The organism is Kitasatospora sp. NPDC023120, from assembly GCF_055560835.1.
The window spans coordinates 78,464-94,222 of the sequence record NZ_JBVHHY010000022.1 but is presented as its reverse complement, the minus strand read 5'-3'; the positions used below and the strand labels follow the sequence as shown (position 1 = coordinate 94,222).

At 74.7% G+C, this 15,759-nt stretch carries 12 protein-coding genes and 1 pseudogene; 11 read left to right on the top strand and 2 right to left on the bottom strand.

Going from position 1 to position 15,759, the window contains the following annotated elements:
- Positions 1-54 precede the first annotated feature (54 nt).
- Positions 55-1,374, top strand: a complete 1,320-nt coding sequence (locus tag ACZ3TI_RS29275; RefSeq protein WP_465731362.1) for a hypothetical protein — start codon at positions 55-57, stop codon at positions 1,372-1,374.
- Positions 1,375-1,541: 167 nt separating this feature from the next.
- Positions 1,542-2,636, top strand: a complete 1,095-nt coding sequence (locus ACZ3TI_RS29270; RefSeq protein ID WP_465731360.1) for a hypothetical protein — start codon at positions 1,542-1,544, stop codon at positions 2,634-2,636.
- A gap of 3 nt (positions 2,637-2,639) precedes the next feature.
- Here ACZ3TI_RS29270 and ACZ3TI_RS29265 read toward each other — a convergent pair whose 3' ends face one another.
- Together ACZ3TI_RS29265 and ACZ3TI_RS29260 are read right to left on the bottom strand one after the other, a co-directional pair.
- Positions 2,640-3,287, bottom strand: a complete 648-nt coding sequence (locus ACZ3TI_RS29265; RefSeq protein ID WP_465731357.1) for a response regulator transcription factor — start codon at positions 3,285-3,287, stop codon at positions 2,640-2,642.
- Positions 3,272-4,531, bottom strand: a complete 1,260-nt coding sequence (locus ACZ3TI_RS29260; RefSeq protein WP_465731477.1) for a sensor histidine kinase — start codon at positions 4,529-4,531, stop codon at positions 3,272-3,274. Before ACZ3TI_RS29260 ends, ACZ3TI_RS29265 begins: the two co-directional genes overlap by 16 nt.
- A 256-nt stretch (positions 4,532-4,787) precedes the next feature.
- Here ACZ3TI_RS29260 and ACZ3TI_RS29255 point away from each other — a divergent pair.
- The 9 genes and pseudogenes from ACZ3TI_RS29255 to ACZ3TI_RS29215 all read left to right on the top strand — a co-directional run.
- Positions 4,788-6,386, top strand: a pseudogene (locus ACZ3TI_RS29255) (AMP-binding protein); the annotation flags it as partial.
- A gap of 27 nt (positions 6,387-6,413) precedes the next feature.
- Entirely contained in the window at positions 6,414-6,815 is a 402-nt protein-coding gene (locus tag ACZ3TI_RS29250; RefSeq protein ID WP_465731475.1) for an acyl-CoA thioesterase, read from the top strand.
- Positions 6,812-9,181 (top strand): oxidoreductase, encoded by a 2,370-nt coding sequence (locus ACZ3TI_RS29245; RefSeq protein WP_465731355.1) that lies wholly within the window; start codon positions 6,812-6,814, stop codon positions 9,179-9,181. The genes ACZ3TI_RS29250 and ACZ3TI_RS29245 overlap by 4 nt, the downstream gene beginning before the upstream one ends.
- A 9-nt stretch (positions 9,182-9,190) precedes the next feature.
- Positions 9,191-10,159 carry a carbon-nitrogen hydrolase family protein gene (locus ACZ3TI_RS29240; protein ID WP_465731353.1) on the top strand — a complete coding sequence of 323 codons (969 nt, stop codon included), beginning with the start codon at positions 9,191-9,193 and terminating at the stop codon, positions 10,157-10,159.
- On the top strand, positions 10,156-11,349 hold the full coding sequence (locus tag ACZ3TI_RS29235; protein WP_465731351.1) for a cupin domain-containing protein: 1,194 nt from the start codon (positions 10,156-10,158) through the stop codon (positions 11,347-11,349). Before ACZ3TI_RS29240 ends, ACZ3TI_RS29235 begins: the two co-directional genes overlap by 4 nt.
- A 29-nt stretch (positions 11,350-11,378) precedes the next feature.
- On the top strand, positions 11,379-12,272 hold the full coding sequence (locus ACZ3TI_RS29230; protein WP_465731349.1) for a fumarylacetoacetate hydrolase family protein: 894 nt from the start codon (positions 11,379-11,381) through the stop codon (positions 12,270-12,272).
- Between the two features lie 55 nt (positions 12,273-12,327).
- Positions 12,328-13,086 (top strand): maleate cis-trans isomerase family protein, encoded by a 759-nt coding sequence (locus ACZ3TI_RS29225; protein ID WP_465731347.1) that lies wholly within the window; start codon positions 12,328-12,330, stop codon positions 13,084-13,086.
- A 136-nt stretch (positions 13,087-13,222) separates the two neighbouring features.
- On the top strand, positions 13,223-14,137 hold the full coding sequence (locus tag ACZ3TI_RS29220; protein WP_465731345.1) for a PaaX family transcriptional regulator: 915 nt from the start codon (positions 13,223-13,225) through the stop codon (positions 14,135-14,137).
- Entirely contained in the window at positions 14,134-15,753 is a 1,620-nt protein-coding gene (locus ACZ3TI_RS29215; protein ID WP_465731343.1) for an amidohydrolase, read from the top strand. The genes ACZ3TI_RS29220 and ACZ3TI_RS29215 overlap by 4 nt, the downstream gene beginning before the upstream one ends.
- Positions 15,754-15,759: the final 6 nt, after the last annotated feature.

The following is a 15,759-nucleotide window of genomic DNA, read 5'->3' as shown; positions in this document are numbered from 1 at the left end:
GCGCCCGCGGCTAATCGACGGCGGGCCCGGCCGGGTGGCGGGCACAATGCCCGGATGCCGTCGCTGCTGTACGCCGTCGCCCTGAACCCCGCGCTGCCGCCCGAGTTGCTCGGGCACCTGCTCGACGCCGCCGAAGCCGACGGGGAGCTGGCCCTCGCCCTCGCGGACCGCACGGACCTCCTTCCGGAGCAGGTCCGGCACCTCGCCGGACGCGACGACGAGACCGCCGTCCGGCTCGCCGACAGCGGCCTGCTGCGCGCGCGGGACGTGGATCCGGCCGCCCGGCCCCTCGTCGCGCTCGCCCTGCTGGACAAGGGGCGCGGGGATCCGGAGTGGGTCCACCTGCTGGCCCGGGACCCGGATCCGTACGTCCGGATGCGGCTCGCCTCCTGCCCCGGTCTGCCGGACGGCGCCGCCGACCTCCTCGCGGAGGACGAGCACCCCGACGTGGTCTCCGACCTCGGCCTCTACACCACCCGGCCGGACCTGCTGGCCCGTCTCGCCGCGCACCCGGAGGCCGAGGTACGGCGGTGGGTCGCGGCGAACGAGGGCGCGCCGCCGGACCTGCTGACGGCCCTGCTGGCCGACGGGGACGTCCGGGTCCGCCGGCAGGCGGCGGGCAACCCCGCGACGCCGGGTGCGGCAGCCGCCCGGCACCTCGACGACGAGCCGGTGGTCCGGCAGCAGCTCTCCGAGCACCCCGGACTGCCCGCGCGGGCCTACCACCGGCTCGCCGAGGACCCCACCCCCTGGGTCCGGGGCAACCTCGCCGAGAACCCGGGCATCGACCCGCCGCTGATGCACCGCCTCGCCACCGACGACGCGCACGACGTCCGGCGCCGGCTCGCCCACCACCCCGCGGTTCCGCTCGACCTGCTCGAACGGCTCGCCGTCGCCGTCCGGATCGGGCCCGCCCTGCTGCCCCGGATCGCCGCCGCGGACCCGACCGAACTCGCCCGGCTGGCAGGCTCGTCGGAGCCCCGGGTACGGATGCTCGTCGCCACGCGCCGCGACCTGCCCGCCACCGTACGGGACGCGCTCGCCGACGACGCGGACGCCGCCGTCGCCAAGTCGGTCGCCCCGCACCCCGGCCTCACGCCCGGCCGACTCACCGCCCTGCTCGACCGGTTCGGCGCCAAGGTCGCCACCGCCGTCGCCGCCAACCCGGACGCCCCGACCGCCCTGCTCGACCGCATCGCCGGCACCGATCCGGTGCCGGCCAGGGCCCTGCGTGCCATCGCGGCCCACCCCCACGCCGGCCCCGGGGCCCTCGCCCGCTGCCTGGCGTCCCCGGACGAGCGCACCGCCGAAGCCGCCGCGAGCAACCCGGCACTGCCCGCGGAGGTCATCGCCGCACTGGCCCGCAGCTCCTGAGCCTCCCCCGGCCCCACCGGCCCCACCCACCGCTCTCGCCCCACCCGCCCCGGCTCTTCGTCCGGGGGCGGTTGCAGTTGCGTCTCCGTTCCATGTCGGCGGGCGTACGAAGTACCGGCCGGTCCGGGATGGTGGAGGCAACGACTGGTCTGGCAAGGGGAGTTGCCATGGGGGACGGCAGCGGGATGGTTCCCGGCGTCGTACGGGCGCTGCTGGTGGACGGGCCGCACCGGGCGGTGGCGGACGTGGTGCGCGCGCGGCTGCGGATGGTGCCGGAGAGCGCGCGGGCGCTGGCGCTGGCCGAGGCGAGCCCGACGGACGCGCGGGCGCGGGAGCAGCTGTCCCTCGCGGTCGAGCACCTGCTCTCCTGCGACGAGGCCTTCGCCCGGTACCTGGCCACCACCGGGCTGGGGCAGGGGGCCGATCCGCGGACCGTCCACCTGCGGACCGAGCCTCGCACCGTCCAGCTGCGCACCGGCCCAGCCGCCCCGCCGCCTCCACCGAAGGGCCCGTCGACCGTCCAGCTGCGGGTCGCCCCGGCGGACGCCCGTGCGCGGGCCCTCGCGGCCCGACGGGGCTCCGTCGGGATCGTGGCGGTCCTCGTGCTGCTCCTGATCGTCGCCCTGGTCGCCGTCGGCATCCACCTGGGCTCGCGTCCGCTGCTGAAGCCGGGCGGGCCCGGTCTGGCGCACGCCGCGCAGCCACTGCGCGACCCGGCGCTGGTGCAGAGCGTGCTGCCCGACGCGCGGGCGCTGCCGGGCAGCGGCTGGCAGGTGCGGAGCGGGCCGGAGGCGGGCACCGGCACGGGCGGCGGGGTGCCGTGCCTGCTGCCGGACTCCTGCGACCGGCAACTCGCCTACGCCACGGTGAGGTTCAGCGCCGCGGACGTCCGGACCGTGGGGTTCGACGTGGTCTCCTTCGCGTCCCCCGAGGCGGCCGACCAGGCCTTCGACACCACGCTCGACCGGACCGCCGCACGGGACTCGGGGGCGTTGACCCTCCCCCGGATCGGCGACCAGAGCGCCGTCCGCACCCGCGGCTCCTCCTCGGCGGTGGCGCTGGTCCGGGTCGGCAGCGTGCTGGTCCTCGTGCACGACGACGGGCTGGGCGCCGCCGCCACCGCGCCCGGGCTCATCCGGTTCGCCCGGCTGCTCGCCGAACGCGCCCGACAGGCCCAGGACGGCCGCACCCCCGACGCCACCGCCCCCGCCGACTCCGGCCCCGACACCACCACCCCCGCCGTCTCCGGCCCGACCGGCTGACGGTCAGGGCTTGTTGAGATAGGCGAGGACCGCCAGCACCCGCCGGTTGCCGTTCTCGTCGTCGGTGAGCCCGAGCTTGCCGAACATCGAGGTGGTGTACTTGCTGATCGCGCTGTCGCTGAGGAACAGCCGTTGTGCGATGGCCTGGTTGGACAGCCCCTCCGCCATCAGACCGAGCACCTCCAGCTCGCGCTCGGTGAGCCGGTCGAGTCGCCGGTTCGAGGGGGCGGAGGAGACCAGTGCGGCGATGACCGCCGGGTCCATGGCCGTCCCGCCCTTGGCGACCCGCTCCAGGGCGTCCACGAACTGCTCGCCGTCGAACACGCTCTCCTTGAGGAAGTAGCCGATGCCGCCCGCGCCGTCGGCCAGCAGCTCGCGGGCGTACAGCTGTTCCACGTGCTGGGAGAGGATCAGCACCGGCAGCCCGGGCACCTCGCGGCGGGCGGCGAGGGCGGCCTGCAGGCCCTCGTCGGACTGCGTCGGCGGCATCCGGACGTCCACGACCGCGGCGTCCGGACGGTGCGTCAGCAGGGCGTCCAGGGTCTCGGGGCCGGTGGCCGCGGTGGCGACCACCTCGTGCCCGTAGGCCTCCAGGAGGTGGACCATGCCGTCCCGGAGCAGGTAGAGGTCCTCGGCTACAACGATTCGCATGGCACCATCATCGTCGCTCGGGTCGGTCCGCCCTCGGGGCTGGTGATCTCCAGGGTGCCGTCGAACACCGCGAGGCGGCGGCGCAGTCCCGCGAGTCCGCCCGCAGGGCTCATCACCGCTCCGCCGCGGCCGTCGTCCTCGACGTCCACGACGATGCCGGTCTCGCTGTGGCCGACGGCGATCCGCACGCTCGTCGCCCGGGCGTGCTTGGTGGCGTTGGTGAGCAGTTCGGCGACCCCGAAGTACACGGCCGACTCGATCGGCGGCTCCAGGCGGAACTGCCGGTCGGCGGTGACGGTCACGTCGAGCGGGCTGTTCAGGGCGAGCGCGTGGACGGCGTCGACCAGTCCGCGCTCGGTCAGCACCGGCGGGTTGATCCCCCGTACGAGGTCCCGCAGTTCGGACAGCGAACTGGCGGCGCCGGCCCGCGCCGCCCGCATCAGCGCCCTGGCCCGCTCCGGATCGGTCTCCATCAGCTTCTCGGCGGTGGCCAGGGAGAGCCCGAGGGCGACCAGGCCAGCCTGCGCACCGTCGTGCAGGTCGCGCTCGATGCGGCGGATCTCGGCGGCCTGGGCCACCGTCACGTCGGCGCGCTGGGCGGTGAGTTCGTCCACCCGCTCGGCCAGCCGCATGGCGCGCGAAGGCCCGAGGAAGCGGACCGCCACCCGCTCCAGCAGCCGCCAGGCGTACGGGGCGGAGGCGAGGGCCACGACCGCGGCGAGCGCCCCGACCAGGCGGGCGAGGGGCTGCGGCCCGGCGAGTCCGAGGACCGCCGCGGCCACCGCGGTCGGCGGGACGGCCGCGACCAGGCCCGCCGTGAACGGCGCGACGGTGGTGAACCGCAGGTCGCGCCAGGTGGCCGGGTCGCCCCACCAGGTCCGCCAGGCCTGGTCCATCACGGCGTCCCGGCGGCTGCGCTCGTAGGAGTGGCCGTTCCACCAGTAGCCGGTGGACATCCGGGTGACCGGCCCGGGCTCGCGGTAGCCGGCCGGGACGACCGTGCCGGTCCACCGCGCGACCAGGAAGCGCACCGCCCGGCAGACCGGGCGGGACAGGGCGAGCGTCCCGGTGCCCACCAGTACCACCGGCAGCAGCCACGACCACGGGTTCGCCGGCCCCCACGCGATCCCCAGCGCCACCGCGCCGGCCCACACCGCCGGGACCGGCAGGGTGACCACCGCCACCGCGCACGCCCGGACCAGCCCCACGCCGACGCGCTCCCCCCAGGAAGCCAGCCGTCCCATCATCCCCGCTCCTCGACCTCCGTCCGATGCCCCCACTCTGCACCAGGCGGAGCCCGCCGGGGCCCTGATCAGCGCAGGAGTGTGGCCAGCCCCACCCCTCCGTGCGCCCAGCCGCCCGGAGTCGGGGCAGCCCGCCGGCCGGGCCGGAGCGGGGCTCTACGGGACCCGTCCCCCGAATGCATGTATTGCTCCCTTGACTGGCGTCACGGACGCGCCATACTGGCCTCACTCCCGCTCGCACGACGAGGTGCCGCCCATGGAGCTCTCCAACTCGGCGCACGTGGACACGTTCTGCCGAGACCATCTCCCGCCCTTCGAGCAATGGCCCGAACTCCTCTTCGAACTCCCCGAGTTGGCTTACCCGGACCGACTGAACTGCGCGGCCGCCCTGCTCGACGACACCATCGACCGCCTCGGACCCGACCGCCGCTGCCTGCTCACCCCCACCGAGCAGTGGTCCTACGGCGAACTGCGCGACCGCGCCGACCGGATCGCCCGCCTGCTGACCGAGGACCTCGGCCTCGCCACCGGCAACCGGGTGCTGCTGCGCGGCCCCAACACCCCCTGGCTGGCCGCCTGTTGGCTCGGCGTACTGAAGGCCGGCGGGGTGGTCGTGACCACCATGCCCCTGCTGCGCGCCACCGAGCTGACCGGACTCCACGCCATCGCGCGGCCCGTCCTCGCCCTGTGCGACCACCGCTTCCTGGACGAGCTGCACCGGGCGCGGACCCCCGGCCTGCGGGTCCTCGCCTACGGCGGCGACGGACCGGAGGACCTCACCACCCGCTGCGCCGCCAAACCGCCCGGCTTCACCGCCGTCCCGACCGCGGCCGACGACGTCGCGCTGATCGCCTTCACCTCCGGCACCACCGGCCGCCCCAAGGCCACCCTGCACTTCCACCGCGACGTGCTCGCCAACGCCGACACCTTCTCCCGCCACCTGCTCCGCCCCACCCCCGACGACCTCTTCGCCGGCACCCCACCACTCGGCTTCACCTTCGGCCTCGGCGGCCTGCTGGTCTTCCCGCTGCGGGCCGGCGCCGCCAGCCTGCTGCTGGAGCAGGCCACGCCCGAGCAGCTGGCCGAGCGGGTACGGGAGCACCGGGTGAGCGTGCTGTTCACCGCGCCGACCGCCTACCGGGCGATCCTCGGCGCCGGTCTGGCCGACCGGCTGGCCGGGGTGCGCCGCTGCGTCTCGGCGGGCGAGCCGCTGCCCGCCGCCGTCTGGCAGGCCTTCCACGCGGCCACCGGGCAGCGGCTGATCGACGGCATCGGCGCCACCGAGCTGCTGCACGTGTTCATCTCCGCCGCCGACGAGGCCATCCGCCCCGGCTCCACCGGCAAGCCCGTCCCCGGCTACCGCGCCGCGATACTGGACGGGCAGGGCCGCCCGGTGCCGGACGGCGAACCCGGGCTGCTCGCCGTCAAGGGCCCGACCGGCTGCCGCTACCTGGACGACGAGCGCCAGCTGAGCTACGTCCGGGACGGCTGGAACCTCACCGGCGACACCTACGTCCGCGACTCGGACGGCTACTTCTGGTACCAGGCCCGCAACGACGACATGATCGTCTCGGCCGGCTACAACATCGCCGGTCCCGAGGTCGAGCAGGCGCTCGCCACCCACCCCGACGTGGCCGACTGCGCGGTGATCGGCGCGCCGGACGAGCGGCGCGGCAGCGTGGTCAAGGCGTACGTGGTGCTGCGCGCGGGCGCGCCGGCCGGGCCGGAGACGGCGCGCGCCCTCCAGGAGCACGTCAAGCGCACCATAGCGCCGTACAAGTACCCGCGGACGGTCGAGTTCGTCACCGAGCTGCCGCGCACCGCGACCGGCAAGCTGCACCGCGCCGAGCTGCGGCGGCGGGCCTCGCTCAGCCCCGCCAGCGTGGTGATCGAGCGCCGGGTCGAGTGGTCCGACACCGACGCCGCCGGGCACTACCACTTCTCCGCCGTGCAGCGCTGGGCCGAGGCGGCGGAGGCGGCACTGCTGCGCCGGCTCGGGCTGGCGGAGCTGTTCGGACGGATCCCCCGGGTGCACTTCGAGGCCGACTACCGCGAGCGGCTCTGGTTCGGCGACGTGGTCCGCACCGAGCTGCGGGTGGTCCGGGTCGGCGGCTCCTCGCTGCACTACGCCTTCGAGGTGCACGGCCCGCAGGGGCTGGCCGCGAGCGGGCGGATGTCGGTGGTGCACGCCGCGCCGCACACCAAGGGCGCCGAGCCCTGGCCCGCCCGGGTGCGCCGGGCGCTGACCGAGGCCGGGCCGCAGCAGCCGGAGGTGGTCGCGTGACCAGCGCCCCTGCCAACCAGGCCCGCCGGATCGCGGTGATCGGCGCCGGCCCCGGCGGGCTCTACTTCGCCGCCCTGGCCAAGCAGTCGGCTCCGGAGCGGGAGATCACCGTCTTCGAACGCGACGCCCGGGAGGACGAGTTCGGCTTCGGTGTGGTCTTCTCCGACGAGACCCTGGACGGCATCGCCCGCGCCGACCCGCAGGTGTTCGCCGCGATCAGCGCCGAGTTCGCCCGCTGGAGCGACATCGACATCCGCTACGCGGGGCAGGTCCGCACCAGCGGCGGCCACGGCTTCGCCGCCCTGGACCGCAACCGGCTGCGCGCCGTCCTGCAGCAGCGCTGCGCCGAGCTGGCGGTGGACGTGCGCTACCGCACGCCCGCCCCGCCCGTCGGGCGACTCGCCGCCGAGTACGACCTGGTGGTGGCCGCCGACGGCATCCGGTCCGGCACCCGGGCGGCGTACCCGGAGGCCTTCCGCCCCGAACTCGACGAGCGGCACTGCCGCTACATCTGGCTCGCCACCGACAAGGTCTTCGAGGCCTTCACCTTCATCGTCGAGCAGTACGACTTCGGCGTGCTGCAGGTGCACGCCTACCCGTACAGCGACACCCGCTCCACCTTCATCGTCGAGATCGCCGAGGACGCCTGGCGTCGGGCCGGCTTCGAGGCCTTCGCCGCACGGGAGTTCGCGCGCGGAGAGAGCGACGACGAGAGCGTGCGGCGGTGCGCGGAGCTGCTCGCCGGCCACCTGGAAGGCCACCGGCTGATCCCCAATGCCTCCCGCTGGATCCGCTTCACCACGGTGCGGAACGCGAGTTGGCGCCACCGCAACGTGGTGCTGCTCGGCGACGCCGCGCACTCCGCGCACTTCTCGATCGGCTCGGGCACCAAGCTGGCCCTGGAGGACGCCCTCGCCCTGGCCGCCACGCTGGGCGAACAGCCGACCCTGGACAGCGCGTTGGCGGCCTACGAGGCCGAGCGGCGCCCGGTGGTGGAGTCCACCCAGCGCGCCGCGCAGGCCAGTCTGGAGTGGTTCGAGACCGTCGAGCGGCGCACCGGCCAGGGCATCGACCAGTTCGCCTTCAACCTGCTCACCCGCAGCCGCCGGGTCACCTACGGCAACCTCCGGGCCCGCGACGCAGCGTTCGTGGACGCCGTGGACACCGCCTTCGGCGGTTCGCCCGGGGTGCCGCCGATGTTCCGGCCGCTGAAGCTGGGCGCGCTGGAGCTGTGCAACCGCGTCGTGGTCCCGCCGCTCGCGACCTTCACCTCCCCCGACGCGCTGCCCAGCGCCTTCGACCGGGCCCAGCTGACCGGGCACGCGCTCGGCGGCGCGGGGCTGGTCCTCGCCGGGATGACCGCCGTCAGCACCGAGGGCCGGACCACCGACCGGTGCCCGGGCCTGTGGACCGACCACCAGGAGGCTGCCTGGCGCGAACTCGTCCGGGCGGTGAGGGCGGTGAGCGACACCCCGCTCGGCATCCAACTCACCCACGCCGGACGCCGGGGCGCCACCACCGTGCCCGGGCCGGACGGCATCGGGCGCCCGCTCGCCGAGGGCTGGCCGCTGGCGGCCGCCTCGGCGATCCCCTGGGACGCCGACAGCCCGGTGCCGCACGAGGCCAACGAGTTCCAACTGGCCGCCGTCACGGCGGACTTCGCGGCTTCCGCCGAGCGCGCGGCGCGGGCCGGATTCGACGTGCTGGAGCTGCAGTTCGGCCACGGGCACCTGGTGTCCTCCTTCCTCTCCCCGCTGACCAACCACCGCACCGACCGCTACGGCGGCCCGCTCGCCCAGCGGCTGCGGCTGCCGCTGGAGGTGCTGACCGCGGTGCGCGCCGCCTGGCCCGCCGGCCGGCCGCTGCTGGTGCGGATCTCGGCGAGCGACTGGGCGCCCGGCGGCACCACCGAGGCCGAGGCCGTGGCGATCTGCCGCGCGCTCGCCGAGGCCGGGGCGGACGCGGTGGACGTCTCCACCGGCGAGGTCGTGGCGCACCAGCGGCCGCCGTACGGGCGCGGCTACCAGACGCCCTTCGCCGAGCTGGTCCGCGCCGCCACCGGCCTGCCGACCATCGCGGTCGGCGCGATCTCCGGGCCCGACGACGCCAACTCCGTCCTGCTGGCCGGGCGGGCCGACCTGGTCGCGGTCGGCCGGGCCCAGCTCCACGACCCGCTCTGGACCCTGCACGCGGCCGCCGAACAGGGCTACACCGGGCCGGGCGCCCGCTGGCCCGAGCCCTGGCGGGCGGGCAGCCGCAAGCCGCCGGGCCCCGACGCGGACCGGGTCGCCCCGCGGCTGCAGCTGCGGCGCGAGGCGCCCGCCCCCGTCCACCGCCGCTGGCTGCCGACCCCGCCCGAGGAGTGAGGAGACGCCATGGAGCTGCCCCGCTTCACCGCCGCCGCCGTACAGGCCGCCCCCGCCTACCTGGACCCGGCCGCCACCGTCGACAAGGCCGTCGCGCTGATCCAGGAGGCTGCCGGGCGCGGCGCCGAACTGGTGGTCTTCCCCGAGGTCTTCGTGGCGGGCTACCCGTACTGGAACTGGACGATGAACCCGGTGCAGGGCTCGCCCTGGTACGAGCGCCTCTACCGCGCCGCCGTGGACGTCCCCGGCCCGTACGTCGACACCCTGCGCGCCGCCGCCCGGCAGGCCGGAGTGGTCCTGGTGATCGGCGTCAACGAGCGCGGCCGGCACAGCCTCGGGGTGCTCTTCAACACCCTGCTGATCATCGACGCCGACGGTGAACTACTCAGCGCCCACCGCAAGTTGGTGCCGACCTGGGCCGAGAAGCTGACCTGGACCCAGGGCGACGGCAGCACCCTCAAGGTGCACCGCACCGCCGTCGGTCCGCTCGGCGCGCTCGCCTGCGGCGAGAACACCAACACCCTGGCCCGCTTCACCCTGCTGGCCCAGGGCGAACTCGTCCACGCCGCAAGCTACATCGCCCTGCCGGTGGCCCCCGAGGACTACGACATGGCGGAGGCGATCGCGGTGCGCGCGGCAGCGCACTGCTTCGAGGGCAAGCTGTTCACGGTGGTCTCCTGCTCCACCGTCTCGCCCGAGATCGCCGACCTGATCGCCGGCGAGGACCAGCAGGTCCGCAAGCAGCTCGCCCGTCCGCGCAGCGCGCTGTCCGGGATCTTCGGCCCGGACGGGCGCGCCGTCACCGAACCGCTGGTGGACGAGGAGGGCATCGTCTACGCCGAGATCGACCTCGGCCGCTGCATCCAGCCCAAGCAGATGCACGACATCGTCGGCCACTACAACCGCTTCGACGTCTTCCGACTGCACGTGAACGACCGCCCGCTACGACCCCTGGTGTTCCCCGAGGAGGAGTCATGACCAGGCAGGACGGCCCTACGCACGACCAGAACCACGACGAGAACCACGACGAGAGCCACGGCAAGGAGCGCGACAAGGACCACGACGACGACCGGATCGGCCGCGCCCGCGTCACCGACAGCCCCGAACTGCTCGCCTACTACCAGGAGTTGGCCAAACACGAGGCCGGTGCGCTGTGGACGGTGGCGAACGAGATCGAGCCCTGGTACCCGCAGCCGAAGTCCGTCCCGATGCTCTGGCGCTACGCGGAGCTGCGCCCGCTGGTGCGCAAGGCGCTGCCCCTCGTGAAGGCCGACGACGCCGGACGCCGGGTGGTGATGCTGGTCAACCCCGGCCGCCGCGAACTGAGCGCCGCCGTCGGCCTGCTGTACACCGGACTGCAGATCATGGGCCCCGGCGAGGCGATGACCGCGCACCGCCACCAGGCCTCCGCGCTGCGCTTCGTCCACGAGGGCAGCGGCGCCTGGACCATCGTGGACGGCCAGAAGCTCAAGGTCGGCCCGCGCGACTTCGCGATCACCCCCAACAACACCTGGCACGAGCACGGCAACGAGTCCGACGACGCCCCGGTGATCTGGCAGGACGGCCTGGACATCCCGCTGGTCAACACCCTCGACGCCAACTTCTACGAGGTCCACCCGGAGCTGTACCAGCGCCCCGGCCCGGTGGTGAACTCCTCGCTGCTCAGCTACGGCGGCAACCTGCTGCCGTACGGCGTCGAGAAGTGGAGCCGACCGTACTCGCCGCTGCTCGGCTGGCCCTGGGAACCCAGCTACCACGCGCTGTGCCGACTCGCCCGCGCGACCGAGGGATCGCCGTACGACGGCGTGATCATGGAGTACACCAACCCGGTCACCGGCGGTCCGGTGATGCCGACCATGGCCGCCCACCTGCAGCTGCTGCGCCCGGGCCAGGCCACCCGCGCCCACCGGCACACCGGCTCGGTGGTCTACACGGCGGCCAAGGGGCGCGGTGTCTCGGTGGTCGCCGGGCAGCGCTTCGAGTGGCAGCAGGGGGACATCTTCGTCGTCCCGTCCTGGGCCTGGCACGAGCACGCGAACCTCGACCAGGGCGAGGACGCCTGCCTGTTCTCCTTCAACGACTTCCCGGTGACGCACTCGCTCGGCCTGTACCGCGAGGAGGCCTACCCGGAGCACGACGGGCACCAGCCCGCCACGACCGCCCACTGACCAGCGCCCGAACCGGGAGAGCCACCACCATGCACCTGTTGACCTACTGCGCGGACGGGGACGACACCCCGCGCCTCGGCGCACTGATCGCCGGGGACCGGGTCGCCGACCTCACCGCCCTGGCCTACGCCGTCGGAGCCGAACTGCCGGGCGACCTCCTCGGGTTGATCCGCGCCGGGGAGCCGGCCCTGGCCACCGCGCGCCGGCTGACCGCCGGGACACCGCCCACGCGGCCACTCGCCGAGGTGTCGCTGCGCGCGCCACTGCGCCCCGGCAAGATCATCGGCATCGGCCTCAACTACGTGGAGCACGTGGCCGAGTCGCACCGCACCCTGGACACCGACCGCGAACTGCCGGACCGCCCGGTGCTGTTCGGCAAGCCGTCCACCGCCGTCATCGGCCCCGGCCAGCCGATCCGGCACAACGCGAACCTCACCAAGCAGCTCGACTGGGAGTGCGAACTCGCCGTGGTGATCGGCGAACCCGCCTTCCAGGTCGCCGAACGGGACGCCCTGCGGCACGTGTTCGGCTACAGCATCGTCAACGACATCAGCGCCCGCGACCAGCGCCGCTCCGGGCAGTGGTTCTTCTCCAAGGGCCAGGACAGCTACGCGCCGTTCGGCCCGGTCGTGGTGACCGCCGACGAGATCCCCGACCCGCAGCGGCTCGACCTCTCGCTGAAGGTCAACGGCGAGCTGCGGCAGGACTCCAACACCCGCCACATGCTGTTCGGCATCGCCAGGCTGATCGCCGACATCTCCTCCGGCGTCACCCTGGAGCCGGGCGACGTGATCTCCACCGGCTCCCCCTCGGGCGTCGGCGCCGGGATGGTACCGCCGCAGTTCCTGCAGCCCGGCGACCTGGTGGAGGCCACCATCGAGCGGATCGGCACGCTCGCCAACCCGGTGATCGACGCCCGCTGACGACCTGAGGATCGCCCCGCTGAAGACCGAAGCCCCCTGAAGGGAGCACCCGCTGATGCCGCCGTACCGGATCGGCCAGATCGTCCCCAGCTCCAACGTCACCATGGAGACCGAGGTCCCGGCCCTGCTGCGGGCCCGCGAGGCGGTCGCCCCCGAGCGCTTCACCTTCCACTCCAGCCGGATGCGGATGACCAGGGTCACCCCCGAGCAACTGCGCGCCATGGACGGCGAGTCCGACCGCTGTGCCGCCGAGCTCTCGGACGCCCGGGTGGACGTGATCGGCTACGCCTGCCTGGTCGCCGTGATGGCCACCGGCCCCGGTTACCACCGCGAGGCCGAGCAGCGGCTGCACCGGCGCACCGTCGAGAACGGTGCCGCCGCGCCCGTGGTGACCAGCGCCGGGGCCCTGGTCACCGGGCTGCGGACGCTCGGTGCCCGGAAGGTCGCGATGGTCGCCCCGTACCTGCGCCCGCTGGCCCGGACGGTGGTGGACTACCTCGCCGAGGAGGGCATCGAGGTGCTCGACCACGCCGCCCTGGAGATCGCCGACAACCTCGACGTGGCCGCCCACGACCCGGCCCGGCTGCCCGCGATCGCCCGCGGTCTCGCGCACGCCGAGGCGGACGCCGTGGTGCTCTCCGCGTGCGTGCAGATGCCGTCGCTGTCCGCCGTCGAGGAGGCCGAGCAGCAGCTGGGCAAGCCGGTGGTCTCGGCCGCGATCTGCACCGCGCACCAGCTGCTCCGCGCCCTCGGCCTGCCCGCCTTCGCACCCGGGGCCGGGCACCTGCTCTCCGGCGCCTACGCGGAGGCCTGAACCTCCGCGACCACCGCTATGATCGCCAGCGGTCACCGGGGCACCGGGTCGCCCGGTTGCCGTGCCGCCGACCACCCGGGCACCGGGTCACCGCGTCACCGGGTCACCGCCGATCGCCGGGGAGGAGCGCCCACGCATGTCGGAGAGCACGCCCCGGCCGAGTTCCCTGATCCACACCGTCTACGGCGAGTTCGTCCGCCGCCTCGGGGGCTGGATATCCATCGCCGACCTGATCGCCCTGATGGCCGAACTGGACGTCGACGGCCCGGCGGTCCGCTCGGCGATCTCCCGGCTGAAGAAAGCGGGCACCCTGCTCCAGGAACGCCGCGCGGGAACCGGCTACCGGCTCGCCCCGGCGATGGACCCGGTGTTCGAGGAGGGCGACCGCCGGATCTTCCACAGCCTGGAGCCCGCCGAGCTCGCCGACGGCTGGGTGGTGGCGGTCTTCTCAGTGCCCGAGTCCGAACGCGCCCACCGCCACCAGTTGCGCTCCCGGCTCAGCTGGCTCGGCTTCGGCAACGCCGCCCCCGGCGTCTGGCTGGCCCCCGCCCGGCTGCTGCCGGACGCCCGCCGGCTGCTGGAGCGCCTCGGACTGAGCGCCTACGTCCACCTCTTCCTCTCCGCCGAGTACGCCGGCTTCGCCGATCTCCGGACGGCGGTGGCGAGTTGGTGGGACCTCCCGGCGATCGAGGCGCAGTACGCGGCCTTCACCGACACCTGGCGCCCGGTGGCCGAAGAGCTGCGGCCGGACGGAGAACTGCGGACGGCCGAGGAGCCAGGGACGGCCGAGCAGCCCCGGACGGACCAGCCGTCGGAGCACCGGCCCCGGACCGACCCCGCCGAGGCGTTCCGCACCTACGTCCCGATGCTCACCCGGTGGCGCCGCCTGCCCTACCTGGACCCCGGGCTGCCCGCAGAACTGCTGCCCGCCGACTGGAACGCCGTCCCCGCCCGCGCGGTCTTCGCCGAGTTGCACGGGCTGCTCGCCGAACCCAGCCTGCGGTACGTCGAGAAGGTCACCGGTCTGTCCCACCCCCAGGAGCCGTCATGACCCCCCACCCCCACGCCGACCTGCTGATCCGTGCCGCCGCCGTGCACACCCTGGTGCCCGGCGAGCCGCCGCTGCGCGCTATCGCCGTCACCGACGGCCGGATCACCGCGCTCTCCCCCGCGCCCGACGGCCTGGACGCGCTGGTCGGACCGGCCACCGAGGTCCTGGACGCCCCGGGCGCGACCGTGCTGCCCGCCTTCGACGACACCCACACCCATCTGATCCTGGCCGCGCAGAGCGTCCACGGCGTGCCCGTCCACCGGGCCGGCGACCTCGCCGGATTCCTGGGGCTGATCCACGAGCGCGCCGCCCGTACGCCCGCCGGGGAGTGGATCCACACCACGGTGAACTGGCAGGAGGTGCTGCTCGCCGAGCAGCGGATGCCCACCATCGAGGAGCTGGACGGCGCCGCCCCCGAGCACCCGGTGCTGGTGCGCCGCGGCGCGTACAACATGGTGCTCAACTCGGCCGCGCTGCGGCTGGCCGGGATCACCGGGGCCACCGAGGCCCCGTCCGGCGGTGTGATCGAGCGCGACGGGCAGGGGCGGCTCACCGGTCGGCTGATCAACCGGGCGGTCGAGCTGGTCGAGCGGGTGCTGCCGCGTCCCACCCTCGCGGAGCGGATCGACGGGCTGCGCGCCGCGTCCGCGGACTACGCCGCCACCGGGATCGGCACCGTAAGGGACTGCCTCGTCCCGGTGGAGGACCTCGACGTGCTGGACGCGGCCCGGGCCGAGGGCGCGCTCGCCGTCCGGGTCCGGGCGCTGGTCTCCGGCTTCGCCGCCCGGACGACCGAGCAGGTGGACGCCCTGCTGGACCGGATGGACGCATGGCGGGCGGACGGCCGCGACGACGGCCGACTCCGACTGTGGGGCGTCAAGTTCGGCATCGACGGCGGCTTCGAGGCGGGCGCGCTGGAGGAGCCGTACCAGGGGCAGCCGTGCTACCACGGCCGGCTGCTCTGGGAGCCCGACGAGCTGCTCGCGGCGGTGGACCGGGTGGTCGAGCGCGGCTGGCGGGTGGGCGTGCACGCCTGGGGCGACCGCGGTCTGCGGGTGCTGCTGGACGTCTTCGAGCAGGTGCTCAAGCGCCGCCCGGGCCTGGCTCCCGGCACACTGGTGGTCGAGCACGGCGGCCTGGCCCGCCCCGACCAGCGGGCCCGGGCGATCGCGCTCGGCATCCCGGTGACCGTCCAGCACCCGCTGCTGCACGACGGCGCGCTCACCCAGCAGCAGGCCTGGGGCGAGGAGCGCACCGCCGCGCTCTTCCCGCTGCGCGAGTGGCTGGACGAGGGCGCGCTGCTCACCGGCGGCTCGGACTTCCCGGTCGGCCCGTACGGCGCGATGGTCTCGGTGTGGGGCATGACGACCCGGGGCACCACGGCCGGGGTGGTCGGCCCCGAGCACGCGATCGACCGGTCCGAGGCGGTCGCGCTGCACACCGTCAACGCGGCCCGGCTGACCGGCGAGAGCGCCGTCCGCGGAAGCCTGCGACCGGGGGCGTTCGCCGACCTCACGGTGTGGCCGATCGATCCGCTGGACTGCCCGGCGGACGCGCTGCGCGATCTGCTCCCCACCCGTACGGTGGTCAACGGCCGGACAGTGCACAGCTCCTGACGTTTC

Bases quoted from the DNA above. Each gene is read 5' to 3' on its own strand.
- ACZ3TI_RS29275 (WP_465731362.1), top strand. From the start codon at position 55: ATGCCGTCGCTGCTGTACGCCGTCGCCCTGAACCCCGCGCTGCCGCCC.
- ACZ3TI_RS29270 (WP_465731360.1), top strand. From the start codon at position 1,542: ATGGGGGACGGCAGCGGGATGGTTCCCGGCGTCGTACGGGCGCTGCTG.
- ACZ3TI_RS29265 (WP_465731357.1), bottom strand. From the start codon at position 3,287: ATGCGAATCGTTGTAGCCGAGGACCTCTACCTGCTCCGGGACGGCATG.
- ACZ3TI_RS29260 (WP_465731477.1), bottom strand. From the start codon at position 4,531: ATGGGACGGCTGGCTTCCTGGGGGGAGCGCGTCGGCGTGGGGCTGGTC.
- ACZ3TI_RS29240 (WP_465731353.1), top strand. From the start codon at position 9,191: ATGGAGCTGCCCCGCTTCACCGCCGCCGCCGTACAGGCCGCCCCCGCC.
- ACZ3TI_RS29235 (WP_465731351.1), top strand. From the start codon at position 10,156: ATGACCAGGCAGGACGGCCCTACGCACGACCAGAACCACGACGAGAAC.
- ACZ3TI_RS29230 (WP_465731349.1), top strand. From the start codon at position 11,379: ATGCACCTGTTGACCTACTGCGCGGACGGGGACGACACCCCGCGCCTC.
- ACZ3TI_RS29225 (WP_465731347.1), top strand. From the start codon at position 12,328: ATGCCGCCGTACCGGATCGGCCAGATCGTCCCCAGCTCCAACGTCACC.
- ACZ3TI_RS29220 (WP_465731345.1), top strand. From the start codon at position 13,223: ATGTCGGAGAGCACGCCCCGGCCGAGTTCCCTGATCCACACCGTCTAC.
- ACZ3TI_RS29215 (WP_465731343.1), top strand. From the start codon at position 14,134: ATGACCCCCCACCCCCACGCCGACCTGCTGATCCGTGCCGCCGCCGTG.